Below are 20,332 nucleotides of genomic sequence, written 5' to 3'. Positions count from 1 at the left end.
CCGGTAGCCAGCAGGGATGCAACTTTGCGTGCAGCAATTTGGGGGCGCTCCCGTCAGTCTGCCGGGCGAGCGGTCTTGTAAGGATTATCCGAAGCACACAGGCGCCCGTCGCTGTAGATCTCCCACGGCGGATGAAATTGACGCCGTAGTCGAACAGGTTCTGCTCGCTCAGCCCCTGGCCGGCCAGGGCCAGCTGGACGATCGGCACGGTCGAGGCGTTGTAGTTGAGCACCAGCGGCGGCGTCGTGCCGCTGGGCATCTGGCGCAGCAGGGTCTGGGAGACGGCGGTGATCTGGGCGTTGGCCAGGCGCACGTCGGCGCCGGGCTGGAAATAGATCTTCACCACGCCGATGCCCGGCAGCGAATTGGCCTCGATGTGCTCGATGTCGTTGACCGTCGTGGTCAGGGCCCTCCGGTAGGGCGTCAGCACCCGGCCCGACATCTCCGAGGCCGACAGGCCGTTTTAGGTCCAGGCCACCGCCACGACCGGCACCTTGATGGTCGGGAAGATGTCGGTCGGGGTGCGCACCACGGCCAGCACCCCGACGATGAGCACCATGATGGCGGCCACGACGAAGGTGTAGGGGCGTGAGAGCGCGATCCGCACGAGGGATATCATGGCAGGTTCCGTCGTTGCGGAGGGAGGACTGGGGTCAGGCCTACCAACGCCAGCGGTCGCCACGCTGACGCTAAGCTGACAAGGCTGTCATGGAGCCCAGGCGTCGAGGTTGACGCCGGGATCTTCGCTTTACAGTCGCCCTGCCGGTCACGGTCGGCGTCATCGCCGCGCGGACGGCGACCGGCAGGGCTCCACCTTGCGAACGCTCAGCCTGCGCTGGCCCACGCCACCGCGTCCGCCCCGGCCGGCAGGCGCATGGGGGAGGCGGGGTCGGTCGCCGCGCGCCAGACCGCTTCGGCGACGTCCGTCGCCCGCGTCACGTCTCCGCCGTCCGCGAATCCCGCGAACACCTTGGCCGCGATTTCGGCATAGGGCTCGGGAAGGGCCGCGCCCATCCGGGTGCGGGCGTTGGCGCCGAAGGCGGTTTCGGGCGCCCGTCCCGGCAGGACGAGCCGCGCGCGGACGCCGAACGGCTCCAGTTCCAGCGCCAGGGACTCTGTGAAGGCGTTCACCGCCGCCTTGCTGGCTGTGTAGACCGACAGCAGGTGCAACGGCCGCAGGGTGACCGTCGAGGTGACGTTCACCACTACCCCGGCGCGTCGCTCGCGGAACTGCGGCAGGAAGGCCTTGGTCATGGCGATGGTCCCCAGCGTGTTTGTCTCGAAGACCTCGCGGGCCTGATCCATGGACGTGCCCTCCGCCGCGTTGAGCAGGCCCACGCCGGCGTTGTTGACCAGCACGTCGATCGGGCCGGCGGCCTCGACGACCTGGGCGATGCTGGCGGCGTCCGTGACGTCGAGGGCAAGGATCCTCAGCCGATCGGACGGCGGTAGGAGGTCCGGATTGGGGTTACGCATGGTGGAGATGACCGTCCAGTCCCGATCGAGGAAATGGCGCGCGGTCTCCAGGCCAAAGCCCGACGAGCATCCGGTGATGAGAATGGTGTTCATGATGGCTCCTTGTGAAGTGCCTGACAGGTAGGAGAGGGCGTTCGGACCTGCTACGATCCAAAGTCCAGATCTCGTTGGCGTAAGTCCGGAAATGACCGATCCCCTCGCGCAGGTCGTCGGCCTGCTGCAGCCGAGCGCTCTGTTCTCGAAGCTGGTCGTCGCCTCCGGGACGTGGTCGGTGCATCGCTCGGACGACAGCGGACGGCCGTTCTATTGCGCGGTGCTGGACGGCGCCTGCCGCCTGTCGGTCGTCGGGCGGCCGCCCCTCACGCTCGAGCAGGGGGATTTCGCCCTCGTGCCCGCGGCCTTCGATTTCTCGACCTCCAGTCTGGAACCTCCGCTGGAAAACTCGGAGACGGAGCGGACCGAGATCGCTCCGGGCGTATTCCGGCTCGGCGATCCCGACGCTCCGCCCAGCGCGCGGCTGTTGGTGGGCCACTGCGCCTTCGTCGCCGACGAGGCCGGCCTTCTGGTGTCGCTGCTGCCGCAGGTGGTCCACGTGCGCGGCGAGGCGCGGCTGACCACCTTGGTCGAGTTGCTGAACGGCGAGACGCGCGCCGATCGGCCCGGAAGGGACGTGGTCCTGGCCCGCCTGCTGGAGGTCCTACTGATCGAGGCGCTGCGGTCCACCGCCTGCGCCGTGGCGCCGCCCGGACTCCTGAGAGGGCTCGCCGATCCACACCTCGCCATCGCGCTGCGGCGCATGCACGAGCGCCCCGCCCACGCCTGGACGGTGGTCGAACTGGCGCGGGAAGCGGCCCTGTCCCGCTCGACCTTCTTCGAGCGGTTCCGGCGTGAGGTGGGCGTCGCGCCGATGGCGTACCTGCTGGGCTGGCGCATGGCCCTGGCCAAGGACCTGCTGCGCCGCGAGAAGGTGGGCGTGGCCCAAGTCGCCGCGCGGGTGGGCTATGGGTCGGCCAGCACGTTCAGCGTCGCCTTCACCCGTTCGGTCGGGACGCCGCCGATCGTCTACGCGCGTGAGCGACGGCATCCCGACCGAGCAAGCGGATAAGTGTGGCTACGGCTTGCCGCCGACGGCCTTTTCGATCAGCGCCGCCACGGCCTCCGGATGCGACACCATCACGACGTGGGATCCGCCCTTGACCACGACGGTCTGGCGCGAGTGCGCCCGCTCGGCCATGAAGGCCAGGGCCTGCGGCGGGATGTTCTTGTCCTGGTCGCCATAGATGAACCAGGTCGGCAGGTGCTTCCAGGCCGCCTCGGTCGCCGCCTCGCCCAAGGCCTTGTCGGCGATGGGGCGCTGGCCGGCGGCCATCAACTTGGCCTGCGCTTCTGGAACATCCGCCGCGAACTGGTCGTGGAACCGCGACTGCTGGATGTAGAGGTCGTTGCCGCCTCCCGACAGCGGCACGGGCGGCGCCAGCGCCGGCTTGAGCGTCGAGCCAGGGAATTTCCCGCTCAGGCCGCCGGCGGTCTCGCCGACGTCCGGCGCGAAGGCCGCGACATAGACCAGCGCCTTGACGTTGGGTTTGCCCTCGGCCGCGGCGCTGATCACCGACCCGCCATAGGAGTGGCCGACCAGCACCACGGGCCCGGAAATGCTCGCCACGACGTCGCCGACGGATCGCGCATCGCCGCTGACCGAGCGCAGCGGATTGGCCGCAGCGACCACGGTGTAGCCGTCGCGTTCGAGAAGGCGAACGACGCCGTTCCAGCTGGACGAGTCGGCGAACGCGCCGTGCACCAGGACGATGGTCGGCTTGCCGGCAGGGGTCTGCGCGGTGGCGACCGGGGCCAGGGACGCCGTGGCCATGGCCCCGAGCGCCATGGCGCCGAAGATGCTTTTCACCATGAATGTCTCCTCTAGGCTTGGGTTGATTGAAGGTCCGACGGCACCGCCATCTCGACGCCGAGCTGCTTCAGGAAGGAGAGGTCGTCGTACTGGACCCACTCCTCGGCCAGGCGGCCGTCGGCGTCGTATCGGAACAGGTTCAGTAGCTCGCGGCGCATGGGCTGTCCGGTCGGGTGGATCGTACCGACCGCCGTGCCGGGCAGCGGTCCGGTGAATAGGCCCGTCATGACGGTGCGGGCGGCGATGACGTCGCCTTGCTCCACCAGCTCGACCCGCTCGCAGGCGAAATCCGAGAACGCCGATCGCATCACGGCGAAGAACGCCTTCAGCCCGGCCAGGTCGACGTCGCCGCCCGGACCATGCAGGACGTAGTCGGGCGAGAAATAGCGATCGAGCGCCGCGTCGTCGGATCGGGCGACGGCGTCCCTGCCGATGCGGATCAGGCCACGGGCCCGCTCGCTGTACTGAAGATCGTCGGGGCTGATGTAGATGTCCATCCGCGAGTTTCCTGATGTCTCGATCATCGATGTGTCGCCGGGAGGGATTGTCGGTGCGGGGCGCGCGGGGCGATCAGTCGAGGATCGGCAGCCGCGCGATCACCTTGATCTCGAAGTCGAAGCCGGCGAGCCAGGTCACGCCGACGGCGGTCCAGGTGGGGTAGGGCGGCGGCCCGATTTCCTCGGCCTTCACCGCCAGGACAGTGGCGATCTGCGCCTCCGGATCGGTGTGGAAGGAGGTGACGTCGATGACGTCGTCGAAGCTGCATCCGGCCGCCGCCAGCACCGCGTGCAGATTGGCGAAGGCCAGCCTGACCTGGTCTTCGAACACCGGCTCGGGCGAGCCGTCCGGGCGGGACCCGACCTGCCCCGCCACGAACAGCAGGTCGCCGGAACGGATGGCGGGCGAATAGCCGTGCGCCTCGTAGAGCGCGTGGCGGCCGGGCGGGAAGATCGGGTCTCGCTTGGGCATGTCGTGGTGTCCTCGAAGGCTGATCGTTGGGGGCCGGATGGCCGTGCTGGCGCTGTCACGCCGCCGTCAGGACGATCTTTCCCTGGAGGCCGCCGGCCGCGGCCCGCTCATGGGCTTTTGCGGCCTGGGCGAGCGGGAAGACGCTGTCCACGACGACGCGGATCGTTCCGTCATCGAGCAGCCGGCCGGCCTGCGCCAGCTGCGCGCCGTTCGACCGGACCTGGGTCGACGACACCGTCACGTCGCGCGCCTCGGCGGCGGCGTGGGCGGAGAACCCGATGGGATAGACCAGGAACAGCGCGCCGCCCGGCTTCAGGATCGGCAGGAAGCGGCTAGCCTGCTCGCCGCCGACCGCGTCGAGAACGACATCGGCGTCGCGCACGACGTCCTCGACCGCTTCCTGGGTGTAGTCGACGAACCGATCGACGCCGAAGGCGCGCATCAGCGCCTCGTTCCTGCCCGACGCCACGGCGACGACCCGCGCGCCCTGCCACCTGGCTAATTGCACGGCCAGATGCCCGACGCCGCCCCCGGCGCCGTTGACGACGACCGTCTTGCCCTCCAGCGGCGCCGGCTCGTGCCGGAAGGGCTGGAACGGGTTGGGCTCGTCATGGCCAAGATCGATCAGGAACTGCCAGGCGGTAAGCAGCGACATCGGCGCCCCGGCGGCATGCACGTGATCGATGCCGGCTGGTTTCGGCGCCAGGTCGCCGACGGGCACGCTGACATACTGGGCGTAGGCCTTGCCGCCTTCCATGACATCGCGCGGAAAGCGCACCAAGGCGTAGACCGCGTCGCCGACGCCAAAGCCCGTAACGTCCTCGCCGACTTCGTCCACCACGCCCGATATGTCCGAACCGAGAATGAGCGGGAACGACGGGTTCGGGCGCCATTCGGGCGGCAGCGATCGATAGCCCTCGCGCAGGTTCCAGTCGGGCGGGTTGACGCCGACGGCGTGGACCCGGACGATCACCTCGCCAGGACCGGGCCGCGGGCGCGGGGCGTCTTCGTAGCGCAGCACCTCCGGGCCGCCGAAGGCGTGCAAGCGAACGGCCTTCATCGCGCTGCTCCTCAATCTCACATTGGAGAAGGCTCGAACCGGCGCGGCGTTCCGGTAGTGGGGTTGATAATCCTGCCTGAGATCGCTTCTATTGTTCCATGAAGGAACAAATCGTCTTCGAGCACCTGACCGGCCTGATCGCCTTCGCGCGCGCCGGCTCGCTGGGCAGCTTCACCGCCGCGGCGCGCTCGCTGTCGGTGTCGCCGTCGGCGATCAGCAAGAGCGTGCAACGTCTCGAGCGCGCCCTCGACGTCTCGCTGTTCACGCGTACGACGCGGGCCCTGGCCCTGACGCCGGAAGGGCGCGTCATCCACGAACGCACGCTCAGGCTCCTGCAGGAGGCCGAGGCGATCGAGCAGGTGGCGTCGAGCGTGCGGGCGGAGGCCTCGGGCCCGCTTAGGATCGCGACGTCGCTGCCGATCGGCGTGCACATCATCGCCCCGGCGCTGCCCGATTTTCGTCGGCGTCATCCCAAGGTCACGATCGACCTGCGCATTAGCGACCACATCGTCGACATCATCGATGAGGGCGTCGACGTGGCGATCCGCATCGGCGAGGCGGGGGACACGCGGCTGATGTCGCAGAGCTTCGCCCCGTGCCGGCTCTGCGCCTACGCCTCGCCCGCCTATCTGGCCGAGCGGGGCGTCCCGATCCATCCCGACCAACTGATGGATCACGAGACCGTCAACCTGCGCTACCAGAGCACCGGCCAGCCGTTCCGCTGGCCGTTCCGGGCCGGCGGCGACCGGACCCTGGAGATCGTGCCCGCGGCGAAGCTCGTCGCCGACGTCAGCGACGCGGTGGTCGCCATGATCGTCGCCGGTGGCGGCGTCGGCGTCACCGCGTCCTTCCTCGCCGATCCCTATGTGGCGCGGGGCGAGCTCGTACCCGTGCTGTCCGACTACGCCGTGGAGCGCAGCAGCATCACGGCGCTCTGGCCGACCAGCCGCCAGACCAATCCGGCGGTGCGGGCGTTCATTGACTGGCTGCGGGAGACGCTTGATCACCGAACGGGCGCGAGCGCCGAGGCCTGAAGTCAACGTCCACATGCCAGGCTGCGGGCGGCTCGCGCCTTGCGGATCGGGCGGGCCTCAGCGCTCTGTGGGGGCGGTGCGATACTCGGCGTCGGTCACCGGCCCCAGCCAGCTGACGCTCGCGCCGTCCAGGGCTTCGGCCACGGCGACATGGGTCATGGCGCTGGCGGGCGTGGCGCCGTGCCAATGCTTGACGCGGGGCGGCGTCCAGACGACGTCGCCGGGCTTGATCCGACGAACCGGCTCGCCTTGCGCCTGGATCAGGCCTTCACCCGCCGTGACGATCAGGAGCTGGCCCAGCGGATGGCTGTGCCAGTTGGAGCGGGCGCCCGGCTGGAAGGTGACGGTGGCGCCGCCAAGGCGCGCGTCGCCGCTGCCCTTGAACGGCGAGGTCACGGTGACCGCGCCGGTGAAGGTCGCGGCCGGCCCTTGAACCGGTTGCGAACCGGGCGGGACGATCCTGACGCCCTCGGCGGCCGAAGCCGCTTGGGCGGCGTCCAGGCCCTTGAACGCCTTGTCGGCCACGGCGACCGCGGCGGTCGCCTTGGGCCAGCCGGCGTAGAAGGCCAGGTGCGTCAGCGCCTCGCCGACCTCGGCGCGCGTCAGGCCGTTCTGGAGGCCAAGGCCGACATGGAAGGCCAGGCCCGCCTCGTCGCCATTGGCGGCCAGCGCGGCGATGGTCGCCAGGCTGCGGTCGCGCGGGGCGAGGTCGGGCCGTCGCCACAGGTCGGCGAACAGCACATCGTTGGTCAGCGCCGCCAGCTTGGGCGCCGCGGGCCCGATGCCGGCCGTCACCGCCTGGGCCCGAGCGGCGTCCGAGGCGGGGATGGGGAGGCTCGCCGCCACCGGCGCTTGCAGGGCCGTCATGTCGACACTCCGGTCAGTGAACACCTTCTCGATCACCTCCAGCGACGAGACCGCGTTGGGCCAGCCGGCGTAGAAGGCCAGGTGAGTGACGACGCCTGCGATCTCGACGGGCGTGACGCCGTTGTCGAGCGCGCGGCCCAGGTGACCTGTCAGCTGGGCGGTCTTGCCGGTGGCGATCAGCACCGACACCGTCACCAAGCTGCGATCGCACGGGCTGAGCGCCGGGCTCACCCAGACGTCGCCGAACAGGACCTCGTCTGTGTAGCCGGCCAGCCCTGGGGCGACCGCCTGCATGGCCTTGGGCGCGACGGATTTGCGGTCCTGGGCCTCGACGGGCGTCGCCAGGGTCAAGGCGGCCATGGCCGCGACAACGGGCTTCATGGGAAACTCCATCTTGAAGGAACAGGTTTGAAGGGCTGGGACATCAGGTCCGGGCGGGGGCTTCGACTTCGGAGAAGGCCAGCACGCCCTCGGGCAGCCGCAGGCCCTGGATCTGGATCGCCGAGGCGGCGGCGGTCAGTCCGCCGAGCTCGGCCGGCGTGAAGCGCACGGCGGCCGCGCCGGCGTTGTCGACCATGTGCGCCATCTGGGTCGTACCCGGGATCGGCACGATCCAGGGCTTCTGGGCCAGCAGCCAGGCCAGGGCGATCTGGCCGGGCGTCGCCGACTTGCGCTGCGCCCAGGTCTTCAGCAGATCGACCAGGGCCAGGTTGTGGGCCAGGTTCTCCGGGGCGAACCGGCCTTCGACCTTGCGGATGTCGCCGTCGGCGAAGCGGGTGGCCGCGTCGATGGCCCCGTTGAGGAAGCCCACGCCCAACGGGCTCCAGCAGACGAAGCCGATCCCCAGTTCCTCGCAGGTCGGCAGCACCCATTTTTCCGGCCCGCGCCAGAGCAGTGAGTACTCGTTTTGGACGGCGGTGAGGGGCAGGGCGGCATGGGCGCGGCGCAGGGTCTGCGGGCCCATTTCGCTGAGGCCCCAATGCAGGACCTTGCCCGCCTTCATCAGCTCCTGGATCGCCCCGGCGACATCCTCGATCGGCACGGCCGGATCGACGCGGTGCTGGTAAAGCAGGTCGATACGGTCGGTGCGCAGGCGCTTGAGGCTGCCCTCGACCGCCACCCTGATGTGCTCGGGCCGGCTGTTGAGGCCCGGGCTGCGCCGGCCGGTCTCGGGATCGATGTTCCAGCCAAACTTGCTGGCGACGACCACCTTGTCGCGGAACGGCTGGATCGCCTCGCCCAGGATCTTCTCGTTCTCGAACGGACCATAGGCCTCGGCGGTGTCGAAGAAGCTGACGCCCCGGTCGTGGGCGGCCCGCAGGATGGTCAGCATCTCGGGCCGGTAGGGGACCGTGGTCGAGTAGGCGCGGTGCATGTTCTGCACGCCCATGCCGAGGCTCGAGACCTCCAGCTTGCCGAGCCTGCGCCGTTCGCCGCTGGCGGCGGGCGTATTGTTCGGGATCTGGGCCCGGGCCTCGGCGGTGGAGCTCGCGGCCGCGGCGGCCGGCAGCGCCAGGCCGAGCGCCAGCAGATCGCGGCGTCCGAGGCCGGCGGTCCTGGAGGTCTTGTCGTCCATGAGGGTCTCCTGCCTTGGGGTGGATCAGCGGCCGGTCTGGGCCAGGACGGCTTCGGGAAGGCGCGCGCCCTGGATGGAAATCTTCGCGGCGGCCCCCGCAATCTGGGTCAGGTCCGAGGCCGTCAGTTCGATGCTGGCCGCGCCCAGGTTTTCTTCCAGCCGATGGATCTTGGTCGTGCCGGGGATCGGCGCGATCCAGGGCTTCTGGGCCAGCAGCCAGGCCAGGGCGATCTGGGCCGGGGTCGCCTGTTTCTGTTCGGCGATGGCCTTCAGCAGATCGACCAGCGCCATGTTGGCGGCCCGGGCGTCGGCGGCGAAGCGCGGCGAGATCGACCGGAAGTCGGTCGGGTCGAGCTGGGTGGACTCGTCGATCTTGCCGGTCAGGAAGCCCGCGCCCAGCGGGCTGAACGGCACGAAGCCGATGCCCAGTTCCTCGCACGCCGCCAGGATCCCATTGTGCTCCACGTCGCGCGTCCACAGCGAATATTCGTTCTGCAGGGCGGTGACGGGCTGGACGGCGTGGGCGTGCCGAAGCGACTCCACGCTGGGCTCGGAGAGGCCGAAGTGCCCCACCTTGCCGGCCGCGATCAGGTCCTTCACCGCCCCGGCGACGTCCTCCATCGGCACGGCCGGATCGACCCGGTGCTGATAGAGCAGGTCGATGTGGTCGGTGCGCAGGCGTTGCAGCTGGCCCTCCACGACCGTCTTGATGTGGTCGGGCCGGCTGTTGAGGCCGCCGGTTCGCGCCCCGGTTTCCAGATCGATGTCGAAGCCGAACTTGGTGGCGATCACCACCTCGTCGCGGAACGGCGCCACGGCCACGCCCAGCAGCGCTTCGTTGGCGAAGGGGCCATAGGCCTCGGCGGTGTCGAACAGGGTCACGCCGCGGTCGAACGCGGCCTGGATCACGGCGATCGCCTCGCCGCGCGGCGTCGCGGGTCCATAGGCGGCGCTCAGGCCCATGCAGCCGTAGCCGAGGGCGGAGACTTCGAGGCCGGCCTGGCCGAGTTTGCGCTTTTGCATGTTGGTTCTCCTGGGATTGGGATCAGGCGCGGGCGATCTGGCCGAGCCAGTCGCGGACCTGGGTCATGGTGCGTCGCTTCTGGTCGGCTTCCATCGAGAAGGCTGGTTCCAGGTTCGCGTTCGGGGCGTGGCGCTGAAGGACGGCCAGGCTGTCGCCCAAGCCGTAGCCGCCGTGGGTGACCACCGGCCGGATGGTCTTGCCCGTCAGGTCGTGGGCGGCCAGGAAGCTGCGGATGATCGGCGGCGCCGTCTCGCCCCAGACGGGGAAGCAGAGGAAGACGGTGTCATAGGCGGCGAAGTTGGGCACGGTCGCCTTCAGCGGCGGACGGACGCCGGCGTCGCGCTCCTGGCGCGCCTGCTCGACGGGTCTGTTCGTAGTCTTCGGGATAGGGCCTTGCCGGCTGGATTTCGAAAAGGTCGGCCTTAAGGTCGGCCTTCAAGTCCCGATGCAGCTGGCCGGCGATGACCCGCGTGTTTCCCGAGCGCGTGAAATAGGCGACGAGGAGGCGCGAGCCGCTTGCCGCCGTGTTCCGATCCTCGGCCGCACAGGCGCTGGCGCCCGCGGCCAGCACCATGGCGGCGGGGGCCGCGAGGGCGGTTCGGCGCGACATCTCCACGGGGAGGACGGACATAGGGTGCTCCTGGCCATTGGCGAACGCGGAGCCCCCAGCGCCTTCGCATGACCGGCAAGATAGGCCTGGCCCGTTCTGGCGATTAGGTCCCATAATCGCGATGTCGCTTTTAGTGGGGCTAACAAATGGCTCAGGGGTTCGATGAGCTGGCCGCCTTCGCCGCCGTGGCCAGGGAGCGCAGCTTCACGCGCGCCGGCGCCAAGCTGGGCGTCTCGGCCTCGGCGCTCAGCCAGACGATCAAGGGTCTCGAACAGCGGCTGGGCGTCCGCCTGCTGACGCGCACCACCCGCAGCGTCGCCCCGACCGAGGCCGGCGAGCGCCTCCTCCAGACGGTCGCGCCGCGTTTCGAGGAGATCGAGCAGGCCCTCGTCGCGCTGGCCGAGATGCGCGAGCGGCCGGCCGGCACGATCCGCATCACCGCGGGCGAGCACGCGGCGCGCTCGGTCCTGCAGCCGGGCCTGGCCAGGCTGCTGCCGGACTATCCCGACATCCGCGTCGAGATCGTCGTCGACTACGGCCTGGTCGACATCGTTTCCGAGGGCTTCGACGCCGGGGTGCGCCTGGGCGAACAGGTGGCCAAGGACATGATCGCCCTGCGCATCGGCCCCGACATGCGCATGGCCGTCGTCGCGTCCCGGGCCTATTTCGAGAGCCGGCTCGTTCCCCTGACGCCGCAGGACCTCACCGAGCACAACTGCATCAACATGCGCCTGCCCACCTATGGCGGCCTGTTTCCCTGGGAATTTGAGAAGGACGGCCGCGAGGTCAAGGTGCGGGTCGACGGCCAGCTGATCTTCAACACGATCCGGCAGCGCCTGGACTCGGCGCTACAGGGCCTGGGCCTGGCCTACATGCCCGAGGACGTCGCCGCGCCCTGCCTGGCCTCGGGCCAACTGGTCAGGGTGCTGGAGGACTGGTGCCCGCCGTTTTCGGGCTACCACCTCTACTATCCCAGCCGCCGCCACGCCTTGCCCGCCTTCTCGATGCTTCTGGACGCCCTGCGGTTCAAGGACCGGTAGTCTGGCGCGTTAGTAGGCGGGCCTGAAGGGAGGGGGCTTTGCCTCCTCCAATCGTGGGCATGGCGCCGCGATTGACAAGCTGCGCGCCGCAGCGACCTAGTAGCCTGCAACGACGCCTGAAGGCGCGGGGGTTCCGGGGAGGGGCGACATATGGCGACGGGCGTGCCGATCCTGGCGTTCGACCTCGCGCCTGCCTCGTTCCGCGCCACGCCTGAAATACTGGCCCAGTACGGCGCCCTGACCGGCGCCGAGGACGCGCGTCTGGCGCCGCGGGTGGCCATGGCCATCGAGGACGCCCTGGACCGGGCCGGCTGGCCGGTCGGTCGGGTCTGCGGTCCCGAAACGGCGCTGGCGGACAATTTCGACGTCTCCGTCAGGGTGCTTCGCCAGGCTTTGCGGATCCTGGAGGCGCGAGGCGCCTGCCGGCTCAGGCGCGGTCCTTCCGGCGGGCTGATCGTCCTGGCGCCCGACCAGGCCGCCATCGCCGCGGCCATGGCCAACCACCTGCTGTGGACCGGCGTTCGCGACGCCGAGGTCTGGGAGGCGCGGGCGCTGATCGAGCCCCTGGCCCTGGCAGCCGCGGCGCAGGCGTCGGATCGAGGCCAGGCCGCAGCGGCGCCGCCGTTCCTCGGCCTGGCCCTGGCCTGCCTGGAACGGTTCGGCGGCGGCCTGTCTAGCGCGCCGAAGGACCTGAGCCGCGCGCTCGATGCGGCTATGCGAGCCGGCGACGCCGACCGCGCCTTCGATCTGGCGCGCGAGAGCGTCAGGATTCGTCGGGGTTCGGGCCTAGCCGTCGTTTCGGAAAGCGCGCCAAGCTTTCCTGGCGCGACCGTCGGCCAGAACCTCGCCGCCAGGGTCGCCGCGCGCATCGGCGCGGAGATCCGGCCGGACGCCTGCCGCGACGGCGAGCCCCTTGGCACGGTCTGGACCCTGTCGGAGCGCTACGGCGTCAGTCCGGGCGTGATGGTCGAGGCGGTTCGCCTGCTCGAGGACGCGGGCGTGGCGAAAAGCGTCAAGGGACGTGGCGGCGGCGTGCGCCTGCGTCAGCCCGATCCGGCGTCGATCATCACCACCGTGCACGGCTATCTGGCCGCCCACGCCGCCATGCCCGAGGCCGAGGTCTGCTTTCACCTCAACGCCTGGGCCACCGAGCAGGCCGCGCGGACCCGCTCGAACGCGCAGATGGACGACCTGGGCCGGCTCTGGGGGCTGGTCGAGGCCGCTCCCGAACCGGTCAGGGCGCAGGCCTGGTTCGCCTTGCAGCGGCGGCTCTACGAGATCGCCGACAACGGCCCCCTGCATCTGCTGGCCGTCTGCTTCGCGGGCTTCACAGTCCGCGCCCAGGCTTCGGCGCCGGCGTCAGATCCTGCCCTGGCGGGGAAAATCCGCGAGGCCGGCTGGGCGATCGTCCGGGGCGTCGCCGAGCGCGACGCGGTGCTGGCGAGCGCGGGCCACGAACGGGCGCGGGCGATCTTCATTCCCGGCCCCAGGCGCCTGATGCGCGCGTAAAGCCCAGGCTTCGACCCTGGCGCCGCTGGACGCGGGGCAATTGTGGGCGCTATTTAAGCGCGCCGTCCCCAACTTAGATCGTCCCCAAGCGGCGGGCTTCGTCCCCGCCGCCAACGCAGCGCCGCGCCACGGCGTCCGGGGGGAAGTCAGCGTATGGATCGCCTTGTGCAGGCGCCGCGAGCGGCGATGAGCCGTCCGGCGCCTAGGGGGGCTGAAGGCGATCTCGCGTCGGTCGATCCGGCCCTGGCTGATCGGGCCGACGCAACCGCTGCGGCGGCGCGTGGGGGCGCGCCGCCGCAGGACCTCTTCGGCCTCGCCTTCGTGACGGTCCGAGCCCCTCGACATCTCAAAAATCGGAGACACCCAATGTCCAAGTCCGTGACCGCCTTTCTGCTCGGCCTGACGCTCGCCTTGGGCGGCGCCGGCGTGAGCCTGGCCCAGGCCCCGGCGCCCGCCGCCGCGCCGGCGGCAAAGCTCAGCGTCGACAGCCTAGTCGGCGACCTGATCAAGGATTCCGACGCCAAGGCCGTGCTGACCGCCAATATCCCTGAGGTGGTGACCAATCCGCAGCTGACCATGGGCTATGGCATGAAGCTGCGCGACATCGCCCAGTTCGAGCCGACCCTGACGCCCGAGAAGCTGGCCAAGATAGACAAGGACCTGGCCGCCATGCAGGCCAAGCGCGGTCACTGACATGCCGGGTCTGAGCAGGCGGCGGCTGGGGTTGCTGGGCGTGAGCGCCGCCATGGCCGCCGTGGCGGGCAAGACCGTCGCGGCGGGCGCCGGCGGGTCGGAAGACCCGCTGGCCTTGGTCCATCCGGAACTGCGGCCGGCCGCGCGCCAGATCCAGGCCATGAGCGCCAGGTTCCCGCCGCCGGCCCAGGAGACCCTGATCCCCTGGCGTAAGTTCGTGTCGGGCTTCGGCGCGCCGGCCGCCGCCACGCCGCCGGTGTGGAGGCTGGCGATCAAGGGTCCCGAAGGGGCGCCCGAGGTGACGATCTTCGTCATCAACGCCAAGCCGGGCGCCGCGCGGCCGGGGATCGTGCATATGCACGGCGGCGGCTTCGTCGGCGGCAGCGCCGAGTCCAGCGTCCGCCAACTGCAGGACCTAGCCGCGACGCTCGACTACGGGATCGTCACGGTCGAGTACCGGCTGGCGCCGGAGGCGACCTATGCCGCCTCGGTCGAGGACAACTACGCCGGCCTGCGCTGGCTGCGCGACCATGCCGCGGAGGTCGGGATTGATCCGGCGAAGATCGCGGTCATGGGCGAGAGCGCGGGCGGCGGACACGCGGCCCTGCTGGCCATCGCCGCCCGTGATCGGGGCGAGATCCCGCTGGCCTTCCAGATGCTGATCTATCCCATGCTCGATGACCGCACCGGCAGCACGCATCTGCCGTCTGGGCCAATCGGCAAGATCGGCTGGGACGCCAAGGCCAACGCCTTCGGCTGGCGGTCCTTCCTCGGCCAGGCGCCCGGCGGCGCCAAGGTTCCGGCCAAGGCCGTGCCGGCCCGAACCGCCAGCCTGGCCGGCCTGCCGCCGACCTTCATCGGCGTCGGCTCGATCGATCTCTTCGTGGACGAGGACGTGGACTACGCCAAGCGCCTGATCGACGCCGGGGTGGCGACCGAGCTTCTGGTCGTGCCCGGCGCCTTCCACGGCTTCGACGGCATCGCTTCAGCCACCGCCGTGGCCCAGCAGTTCGCGGCCGCCAAGATCTCGGCCCTGCGGCGGGCCTTCGCTTGAGCCGCACGGCCGGGACCTCGATCCTAGCGGAACAGCTTCTGCGCGAAGTCGTGCAGGCTGGCCCGCCACACCGACCATTCGTGGCCGCCCGGGAATTCGTAGGTCTCCACCCGCACCCCGTGACGATCGAACATCTCGAACGCCTTCTTGGCCTGGGGCAGGGCGATGTCGGTCTCGCCGTTGGAATAGTAGAACAGCTTCAGCCTGGCGGCCTTCGCGCCAAGGTCGGCGCCGTGATGATCCTCGAACGCCTTCAGGTCGCCGGGGAACCAGCCGGAGCTGAATACCCCGATCCAGCGGAACCGCTCGGTATGGGTCAGGCCGATGTTGAGGGTCTGGATGCCGCCCATCGACAGGCCGGCCAGCGCCGTCTGGCCCGGCGCCTTGGACACCCGGTAGTTGGCCTCGACATAGGGCATGACCGCGCCCAGCAGGTCGGCCGTGAACGGGTCCTGGCCGGCGTCCCAGGTCATCGGCTGGCCGGTCGGCTTCACGGCGCCGGCCGGCATGACCACGATCATCGGCGGAGCCTTCTTCTCGGCGATGAGGTTGTCGAGGATGAAGCCGGCCCGGCCGACCGTCGGCCAGGAATCATCGGCGTCGCCGCCGCCGTGCAGCAGGTAGAGCACCGGATAGGTCTTGCCGTCTCGGCCGTAGCCGGGCGGGGTGTAGACCTGCATCTGGCGCTCGACGCCCAGGGCGGGCGAGGCGTAGCGCACGCGGGCGATCGCGCCGTGCGGCACGCTTGGCCGATCGGCGGCGAAATCATCGTCCGAGACCACCAGCAGGCTCTTGGCCTGGGTCAGCGAGGCGGAGGTGGCCGGATTGCGCGGATCGACCACCTGCACCCCGTCCATCAGGAAGGCGTAGCGATAGGCGCCGGCCGGAAGCGCGTCGCTGGTTCCCGTCCAGACCCCGTCGGCGCCCTTGGCCAGGGCCAGCGACGGCCCGCCCCAGGCCAGGAACTCACCGGTGACGGCGACGGTACGGGCGTCCGGCGCGTAGAGGCGGAAGGTCACGCGCCGGTCGGCGGCGACCTCGGGGGAGACCAGCCTGTCGTTGGGCGTCGGGGCCGGCATGCCGGGCGGCCGCGCCGTCGGCGGCTGGGCCTGGGCGGCGCCGGTCAGCAGGGTCGTGGCGACCAAGGTCGCGGCCAGAGTCCGCGCGAGCGTCTGGTTCATCTTGCCTGTCGCGCCTGCGCGCGCCTCCCGTTTCATGACGTCTAAGCGACGGAGGTCGCCCGCATCGATTAAATAAAATCAGTAAAACCGAATCTCATTCAATAATTAGAATCGATGATAGTCATTTGTCGATTCTGAATTTGAATGATCACGTCCAAATTTGGCATCAATTATTTGAATATGTAGTGTTATTCGATTCAATGAATGCCTGATGGTATCATCGGCATACAGTATAAAAATAAGAGCGCGTGGGACCACCCGCGCCGGGATGGAAACGCAGCCGTCAGCCGAGGCTCCGCCGAACGGCTGGCCGAAGAAGGGGGAAAGCTATGCTTGATAAAAATCGACTGGCCGCTGTCATGGTCACCACCAGCGTCCTGGCGCTAGCCGCTCAGGCCCAAGCTCAGACTCAGGCCCAGGCGACTACGACCGCCGACCAGGACGCCGTGGTGACCGAGATCGTGGTCACCGCCCAGAAGCGCGAAGAGCGTCTGCAGGAAGTACCGCTGTCAATCACCGTCGCCGGCTCGGCCCAGCTGGAGCGCCAGCAGGTCAACCAGGTCTCGGACCTGGCGCGGATCGCGCCCTCGCTGGAGGTGCAGCAGGCGCCCGGCCAGAGCGTCGGGGGCGGCGGCCAGATCCGCGGCATCGGCACCCAGTCGTTCCAGGCTGGGGCGGTCGGCTCGGTCGGCATCGTCGTCGACCAGGTCAGCCAGGGCAACGTCAACATCTCCGACCTGTTCGACATCGCCCGCGTCGAGGTGCTGAAAGGGCCGCAGGGCACGCTGTTTGGCCTGACGACCTCGGCCGGGGTGATCAACATCGCCACCAACGCCCCGCAGTTCGGCCAGTTCAGCGGCCGGGTGCGCACCGAGCTGTCCAAGGACGGAACGGCGGGCTCGAAATACGGCCAGCAGGTGGTGCAGGGCCTGCTCAACATTCCGCTGGCCGAGACCGCGGCCCTGCGAGTGTCGGCCAGCGTCAACCAGCGCCAGGGCGTCAACCGCAACACCCTGACCGGCGACCTCGACGATCACGCCGCCTACGCCCTGCGCGGCCGCCTGCTGTGGGAGCCCAGCGACAAGCTGACCGTCAACCTGATCGGGGACTACAGCAAGACCGACGACGACGGCACGGACTTCTTCGTGCTCTACAAGGCCAACACCGCCCTGACCGCGGAACTGGCCCAGTGCGGGATCGTCGCCAGCCAGGCCAATCGCGACTACTGCTCGACCAGCAAGCTGATCAACAGGAACAAGTCCTACGGCGGCTCAGTGCAGCTGGACTACGACCTCGGCGCGGCGAGCGTGACCTCGATCACCGCCCTGCGGAAGCTCGACGCCGGTCCCACCTTCCTCGACATCTTCCGTCTGGACGTCAATCCGCTGAAGGTGCGGCAGGGGCCGTCCACCGGCGACGGCGAGCTGTTCACCCAGGAAGTCCGGATCGCCTCGCCGTCCAGCGCGGTGTTCGAATATACGGCCGGGCTGTTCTATTCGAGCCAGACCAACCACACCGACCCGGCCGCGCTGGCGATCAACGTCACGCCCTTTCCGGGCCTGACCATCCCGATCAGCAACCTGCTCGGCTACGACCTCGACATCAAGGATCGCTCGGCCGCCGCCTTCGGCCAGGCGACCTACCATGTCGGCGAGAAGCTGCGGCTGATCGCCGGGGCGCGCTACACCCACGAGACGATGAAGGTCGGCTACGCCTCGCTCGACTCCGGCACGAGCGGCGGCCGCAAGACGACGATCGACAACTGGTCCTGGAAGCTCGGGCCGCAGTACCAGTTCGACAAGGACACCATGGCCTATGCGACCGTGTCGCGCGGCTACAAGGGCCCGCAGGTGGCGGTGGGCGATCCGACCATCCCGACCAACCAGCCCGCCCTGATCCGTCCGGAGATCCCGACCAACTACGAGGCCGGGCTGAAGGGCGCCTTGCTGGACGGCCGGCTGCTGGCCGACGTCAGCGCCTTCTACATGAACCTCAAGGACTACCAGGGTCAGCTCTGCACACCCAACCAGAGCGGCGGCCTGACCTGCGCGCCGCAGAACATCGGCAAGGTGATCTCCAAGGGCGTCGAGGTGAACCTGTTCGGCCAGCCCGTTCACGGCCTCTCGCTCAACACCGGCGTGATCTACAACCCGGTGACCTATCCCAAGGGCTTTACGGCGCAGGACGGCAGCGACCTGGGCGGCGAGCAGATGGCCAATGCGCCCAAGTGGAAGTTCACCCTGTCGGGCGAATACCGTCATGCCGTGGCCGGAACGATCGAAGGCTTCGTCGCCGCCGACACCGTCTACAAGTCGGCCGTGCGCTACGCGGCCTCGACCGACGAGACCGTCACCTTCGACGCCCATTGGACCGTCGGCGGCCGCATCGGCGTGCGCGATCCGGACAAGGGCTGGACCGCCGCGATCTTCGTGCGGAACCTGACTGATAGCCATGAGCCCACGGTTCGCTACGCCAACTTCCCCGACGGCTCGATCGGCTCCTACGGCCAGATCCTGACGCCCCAGTCGTTCCGGCTGGTCGGCCTGAGCCTTGACGCCCGCTTCTGAAGTGTCCCCGACTGAGGCGGGGCTTTGGCTCCGCCTCGTTTTTTGATCGCCCTATCGAGGTTCAAGCATGTTTGTCGCCGCTCTTCTCGCCAGCGCCGTCGCCGCGCCGGCTCCCGCCGCCTTCGGCCAGGCCTGCGCGGCGCTGCAGGGCAGGGCGTTCGGCGACCTCGTGGTCACCGGCGCCAGCGAAGTCGTGGCCGGCCCGGCTCCGGCGCCGGTGTTGATGTCGCCCAACGGCGGCGCGCCCGCCGTCCGGCCGCCGCTGCCGGCGCACTGCCTGGTCACCGCCGACATCGCCCGGCGCACCGGGGCCGACGGCCAGCCCTACGCCATCAAGATCGAGCTGCGGGTGCCGGCCGACTGGAATGGGCGCTTCCTCTACCAGGGCGGCGGCGGCATGAACGGGGTGGTGATGACCGCGCTCGGCGAGCCGACGCCGTCCGGCAGCCGCGAGCCGCCTGCCCTGGCGCGCGGCTTCGCCGTGGTCTCCACCGACAGCGGCCACCAGGCCGCCAATCCCGCCGACTCCCGCTTCGCCAAGGACCAGCAGGCCAAGCTCGACTACGGCTATGCCGCGATCGGCAAGGTCACGGCCGGGTCCAAGCTGCTGATCGGCGAGCTGACCGGCCGCGCGCCGGCCAAGAGCTATTTCATGGGCTGCTCGAACGGCGGCCGCGAGGCCCTGATCGCCGCCCAGCGCTATCCGACCGAGTTCGACGGCGTCATCGCCGCCAACCCGGCCTTCGAGCTCAGCCGCGCGGCGATCCTCTCGACCTATTCGGCCAATATCTTCGCCGCCGCGGCCGCCCATCGCCAGACCGACGCCTCGCGCCTGCTGACCCCGGCCGACGGCGCGCTCCTGCAAAAGGCGATCCTGGCCCAGTGCGACGACCTCGACGGCGCCAAGGACGGCATGATCTTCGGCGCCTGCCGTTTCGACATCCGCAAGATCACCTGCAAGGGTAAGGAAAGCGAAGGCTGCCTGGCGCCCGACAAGGCCGAGGCGGTCGAGAAGGCCTTCCGTGGTCCCCGCGATCGCGACGGCAAGGCGGTGGTCGGCAGCTGGCCCTACGACGCCAGCCAGTTCAGCCAGGGCTGGCGGATCTGGCAGACCGGCATGCCCACCCCGAACGGCGGCGCCTTCACCCTGCTGCGCGACCTGGTGACCAATTCCCTCAGCGACTATTTCGCCTTCCCGACACTCAAGCGACCGGTCGCCACCGACGACGTCGCGCCGCTCTTGAAGGCCGTGGCGGCCACCGCGGCCTATACCGATGCCGACGCCACCGACTTCCGCACCTTCGAGGCCCGCGGCGGCAAGCTGATCCTGGTCACCGGCGGTTCGGACCCGATCTTCTCGGCCCCGCAGCTGGAGGCCTGGTACGGCAAGATGTCGTCGGACATGCAGGGCGCCACTGGCCGGCCCGCCGCCGACTTCGCGCGGCTGTTCGTGGTACCGGGAATGGAGCACTGCGGCGGCGGTGCGGGCCTGGACGACTTCGATCCGCTGTCGTCCCTGGTGGCCTGGACCGATGGCAAGCCGGCTCCCGATCTCTTCGTGGCCAAGGGTCAGGCGTTTCCGGGCGTGACCCGTCCGATCTGCGCCTGGCCGGCCGCCGCCCGCTACGACGGCAAGGGTCCGGTGCAGGACGCCGGCAGCTTCCAGTGCAAGGCGCCAAAGGCCGAGTGACGGGCGCTGGCGGCGGGTCAATTCAGTGTTGACGATACTGTCTGTCAGGCATACGAATTGCTCAACAACGAACGCG

Annotated in this window: 20 protein-coding genes and 1 pseudogene; 8 read left to right on the top strand and 13 right to left on the bottom strand. The window is 69.6% G+C overall.

The features are described from left to right. From I4Q42_RS24175 to I4Q42_RS24165, 3 genes and pseudogenes are all read right to left on the bottom strand, one after another. Nucleotides 1–430 (bottom strand): annotated as a pseudogene (locus I4Q42_RS24175) (hypothetical protein); the annotation flags it as partial. A gap of 33 nt (nt 431–463) precedes the next feature. Continuing rightward, the gene (locus I4Q42_RS24170) at nt 464–619 is read right to left on the bottom strand and encodes a hypothetical protein (RefSeq protein WP_198578653.1); all 156 of its coding nucleotides are present in this window, start codon (nt 617–619) and stop codon (nt 464–466) included. A 206-nt stretch (nt 620–825) separates the two neighbouring features. After that, on the bottom strand, nt 826–1,569 hold the full coding sequence (locus I4Q42_RS24165; RefSeq protein ID WP_198578652.1) for an SDR family oxidoreductase: 744 nt from the start codon (nt 1,567–1,569) through the stop codon (nt 826–828). A 91-nt stretch (nt 1,570–1,660) separates the two neighbouring features. Here I4Q42_RS24165 and I4Q42_RS24160 point away from each other — a divergent pair, with 91 nt between their 5' ends. After that, a complete protein-coding gene (locus I4Q42_RS24160; protein ID WP_198578651.1) occupies nt 1,661–2,581 on the top strand; it encodes an AraC family transcriptional regulator in 921 nt (306 codons plus the stop codon). Between the two features lie 6 nt (nt 2,582–2,587). Here the strand turns inward: I4Q42_RS24160 and I4Q42_RS24155 are convergent, their stop codons facing one another. From I4Q42_RS24155 to I4Q42_RS24140, 4 genes are all read right to left on the bottom strand, one after another. Next, the gene (locus I4Q42_RS24155) at nt 2,588–3,382 is read right to left on the bottom strand and encodes an alpha/beta fold hydrolase (protein WP_198578650.1); all 795 of its coding nucleotides are present in this window, start codon (nt 3,380–3,382) and stop codon (nt 2,588–2,590) included. An 11-nt stretch (nt 3,383–3,393) separates the two neighbouring features. Continuing rightward, nucleotides 3,394–3,879: an ester cyclase gene (locus tag I4Q42_RS24150; protein WP_198578649.1), complete on the bottom strand. Its 486-nt coding sequence runs from the start codon at nt 3,877–3,879 to the stop codon at nt 3,394–3,396. A gap of 73 nt (nt 3,880–3,952) precedes the next feature. Next, nucleotides 3,953–4,351 carry a RidA family protein gene (locus I4Q42_RS24145; protein WP_198578648.1) on the bottom strand — a complete coding sequence of 133 codons (399 nt, stop codon included), beginning with the start codon at nt 4,349–4,351 and terminating at the stop codon, nt 3,953–3,955. A gap of 55 nt (nt 4,352–4,406) precedes the next feature. Further along, on the bottom strand, nt 4,407–5,411 hold the full coding sequence (locus tag I4Q42_RS24140) for an NADP-dependent oxidoreductase (protein ID WP_232793409.1): 1,005 nt from the start codon (nt 5,409–5,411) through the stop codon (nt 4,407–4,409). Nucleotides 5,412–5,509: 98 nt separating this feature from the next. On the opposite strand from I4Q42_RS24140, the gene I4Q42_RS24135 reads away from it, so the two are divergent. After that, nucleotides 5,510–6,445 (top strand): LysR family transcriptional regulator, encoded by a 936-nt coding sequence (locus I4Q42_RS24135; RefSeq protein WP_198578646.1) that lies wholly within the window; start codon nt 5,510–5,512, stop codon nt 6,443–6,445. A 57-nt stretch (nt 6,446–6,502) separates the two neighbouring features. On the opposite strand, the gene I4Q42_RS24130 is transcribed toward I4Q42_RS24135, so the two are convergent. From I4Q42_RS24130 to I4Q42_RS24110, 5 genes are read right to left on the bottom strand one after another with little or no spacing between them, the layout of a single operon-like run. Continuing rightward, entirely contained in the window at nt 6,503–7,693 is a 1,191-nt protein-coding gene (locus tag I4Q42_RS24130; RefSeq protein WP_198578645.1) for a (R)-mandelonitrile lyase, read from the bottom strand. Nucleotides 7,694–7,736: 43 nt separating this feature from the next. Next, entirely contained in the window at nt 7,737–8,888 is a 1,152-nt protein-coding gene (locus tag I4Q42_RS24125; protein ID WP_232793408.1) for an aldo/keto reductase, read from the bottom strand. 24 nt (nt 8,889–8,912) lie between these two features. Then, the gene (locus tag I4Q42_RS24120) at nt 8,913–9,911 is read right to left on the bottom strand and encodes an aldo/keto reductase (protein ID WP_198578644.1); all 999 of its coding nucleotides are present in this window, start codon (nt 9,909–9,911) and stop codon (nt 8,913–8,915) included. A 22-nt stretch (nt 9,912–9,933) separates the two neighbouring features. Continuing rightward, nucleotides 9,934–10,218 carry a flavodoxin gene (locus tag I4Q42_RS24115; protein ID WP_332873147.1) on the bottom strand — a complete coding sequence of 95 codons (285 nt, stop codon included), beginning with the start codon at nt 10,216–10,218 and terminating at the stop codon, nt 9,934–9,936. Continuing rightward, nucleotides 10,196–10,543: a flavodoxin gene (locus tag I4Q42_RS24110; protein WP_198578643.1), complete on the bottom strand. Its 348-nt coding sequence runs from the start codon at nt 10,541–10,543 to the stop codon at nt 10,196–10,198. The genes I4Q42_RS24115 and I4Q42_RS24110 overlap by 23 nt, the downstream gene beginning before the upstream one ends. A gap of 125 nt (nt 10,544–10,668) precedes the next feature. On the opposite strand from I4Q42_RS24110, the gene I4Q42_RS24105 reads away from it, so the two are divergent. The 4 genes from I4Q42_RS24105 to I4Q42_RS24090 all read left to right on the top strand — a co-directional run bounded on the left by I4Q42_RS24105 (nt 10,669) and on the right by I4Q42_RS24090 (nt 14,818). After that, complete coding sequence (locus I4Q42_RS24105; protein ID WP_198578642.1) at nt 10,669–11,562, top strand: LysR family transcriptional regulator; 894 nt, start codon at nt 10,669–10,671, stop codon at nt 11,560–11,562. Nucleotides 11,563–11,712: 150 nt separating this feature from the next. Beyond that, nucleotides 11,713–13,071, top strand: coding sequence for a GntR family transcriptional regulator (locus tag I4Q42_RS24100; RefSeq protein WP_198578641.1), 1,359 nt, complete (start codon nt 11,713–11,715; stop codon nt 13,069–13,071). A 366-nt stretch (nt 13,072–13,437) separates the two neighbouring features. After that, nucleotides 13,438–13,764: a hypothetical protein gene (locus I4Q42_RS24095; protein WP_198578640.1), complete on the top strand. Its 327-nt coding sequence runs from the start codon at nt 13,438–13,440 to the stop codon at nt 13,762–13,764. 40 nt (nt 13,765–13,804) lie between these two features. Beyond that, on the top strand, nt 13,805–14,818 hold the full coding sequence (locus tag I4Q42_RS24090) for an alpha/beta hydrolase (protein ID WP_332873146.1): 1,014 nt from the start codon (nt 13,805–13,807) through the stop codon (nt 14,816–14,818). 23 nt (nt 14,819–14,841) lie between these two features. Here I4Q42_RS24090 and I4Q42_RS24085 read toward each other — a convergent pair whose 3' ends face one another. Continuing rightward, the gene (locus I4Q42_RS24085; RefSeq protein ID WP_198578638.1) at nt 14,842–15,999 is read right to left on the bottom strand and encodes an alpha/beta hydrolase; all 1,158 of its coding nucleotides are present in this window, start codon (nt 15,997–15,999) and stop codon (nt 14,842–14,844) included. Between the two features lie 329 nt (nt 16,000–16,328). Here I4Q42_RS24085 and I4Q42_RS24080 point away from each other — a divergent pair, with 329 nt between their 5' ends. Further along, nucleotides 16,329–18,566 carry a TonB-dependent receptor gene (locus tag I4Q42_RS24080; protein WP_198578637.1) on the top strand — a complete coding sequence of 746 codons (2,238 nt, stop codon included), beginning with the start codon at nt 16,329–16,331 and terminating at the stop codon, nt 18,564–18,566. Between the two features lie 67 nt (nt 18,567–18,633). Beyond that, entirely contained in the window at nt 18,634–20,256 is a 1,623-nt protein-coding gene (locus tag I4Q42_RS24075) for a tannase/feruloyl esterase family alpha/beta hydrolase (RefSeq protein WP_198578636.1), read from the top strand. Nucleotides 20,257–20,332 lie beyond the last annotated feature (76 nt).

It is taken from the genome of Caulobacter hibisci (genome assembly GCF_016135805.1).
Taxonomy (GTDB): Bacteria; Pseudomonadota; Alphaproteobacteria; order Caulobacterales; family Caulobacteraceae; genus Caulobacter; species Caulobacter hibisci.
The sequence above is the reverse complement of the archived record's forward strand: the minus strand, read 5'-3'. Positions and strand labels throughout refer to the sequence as shown.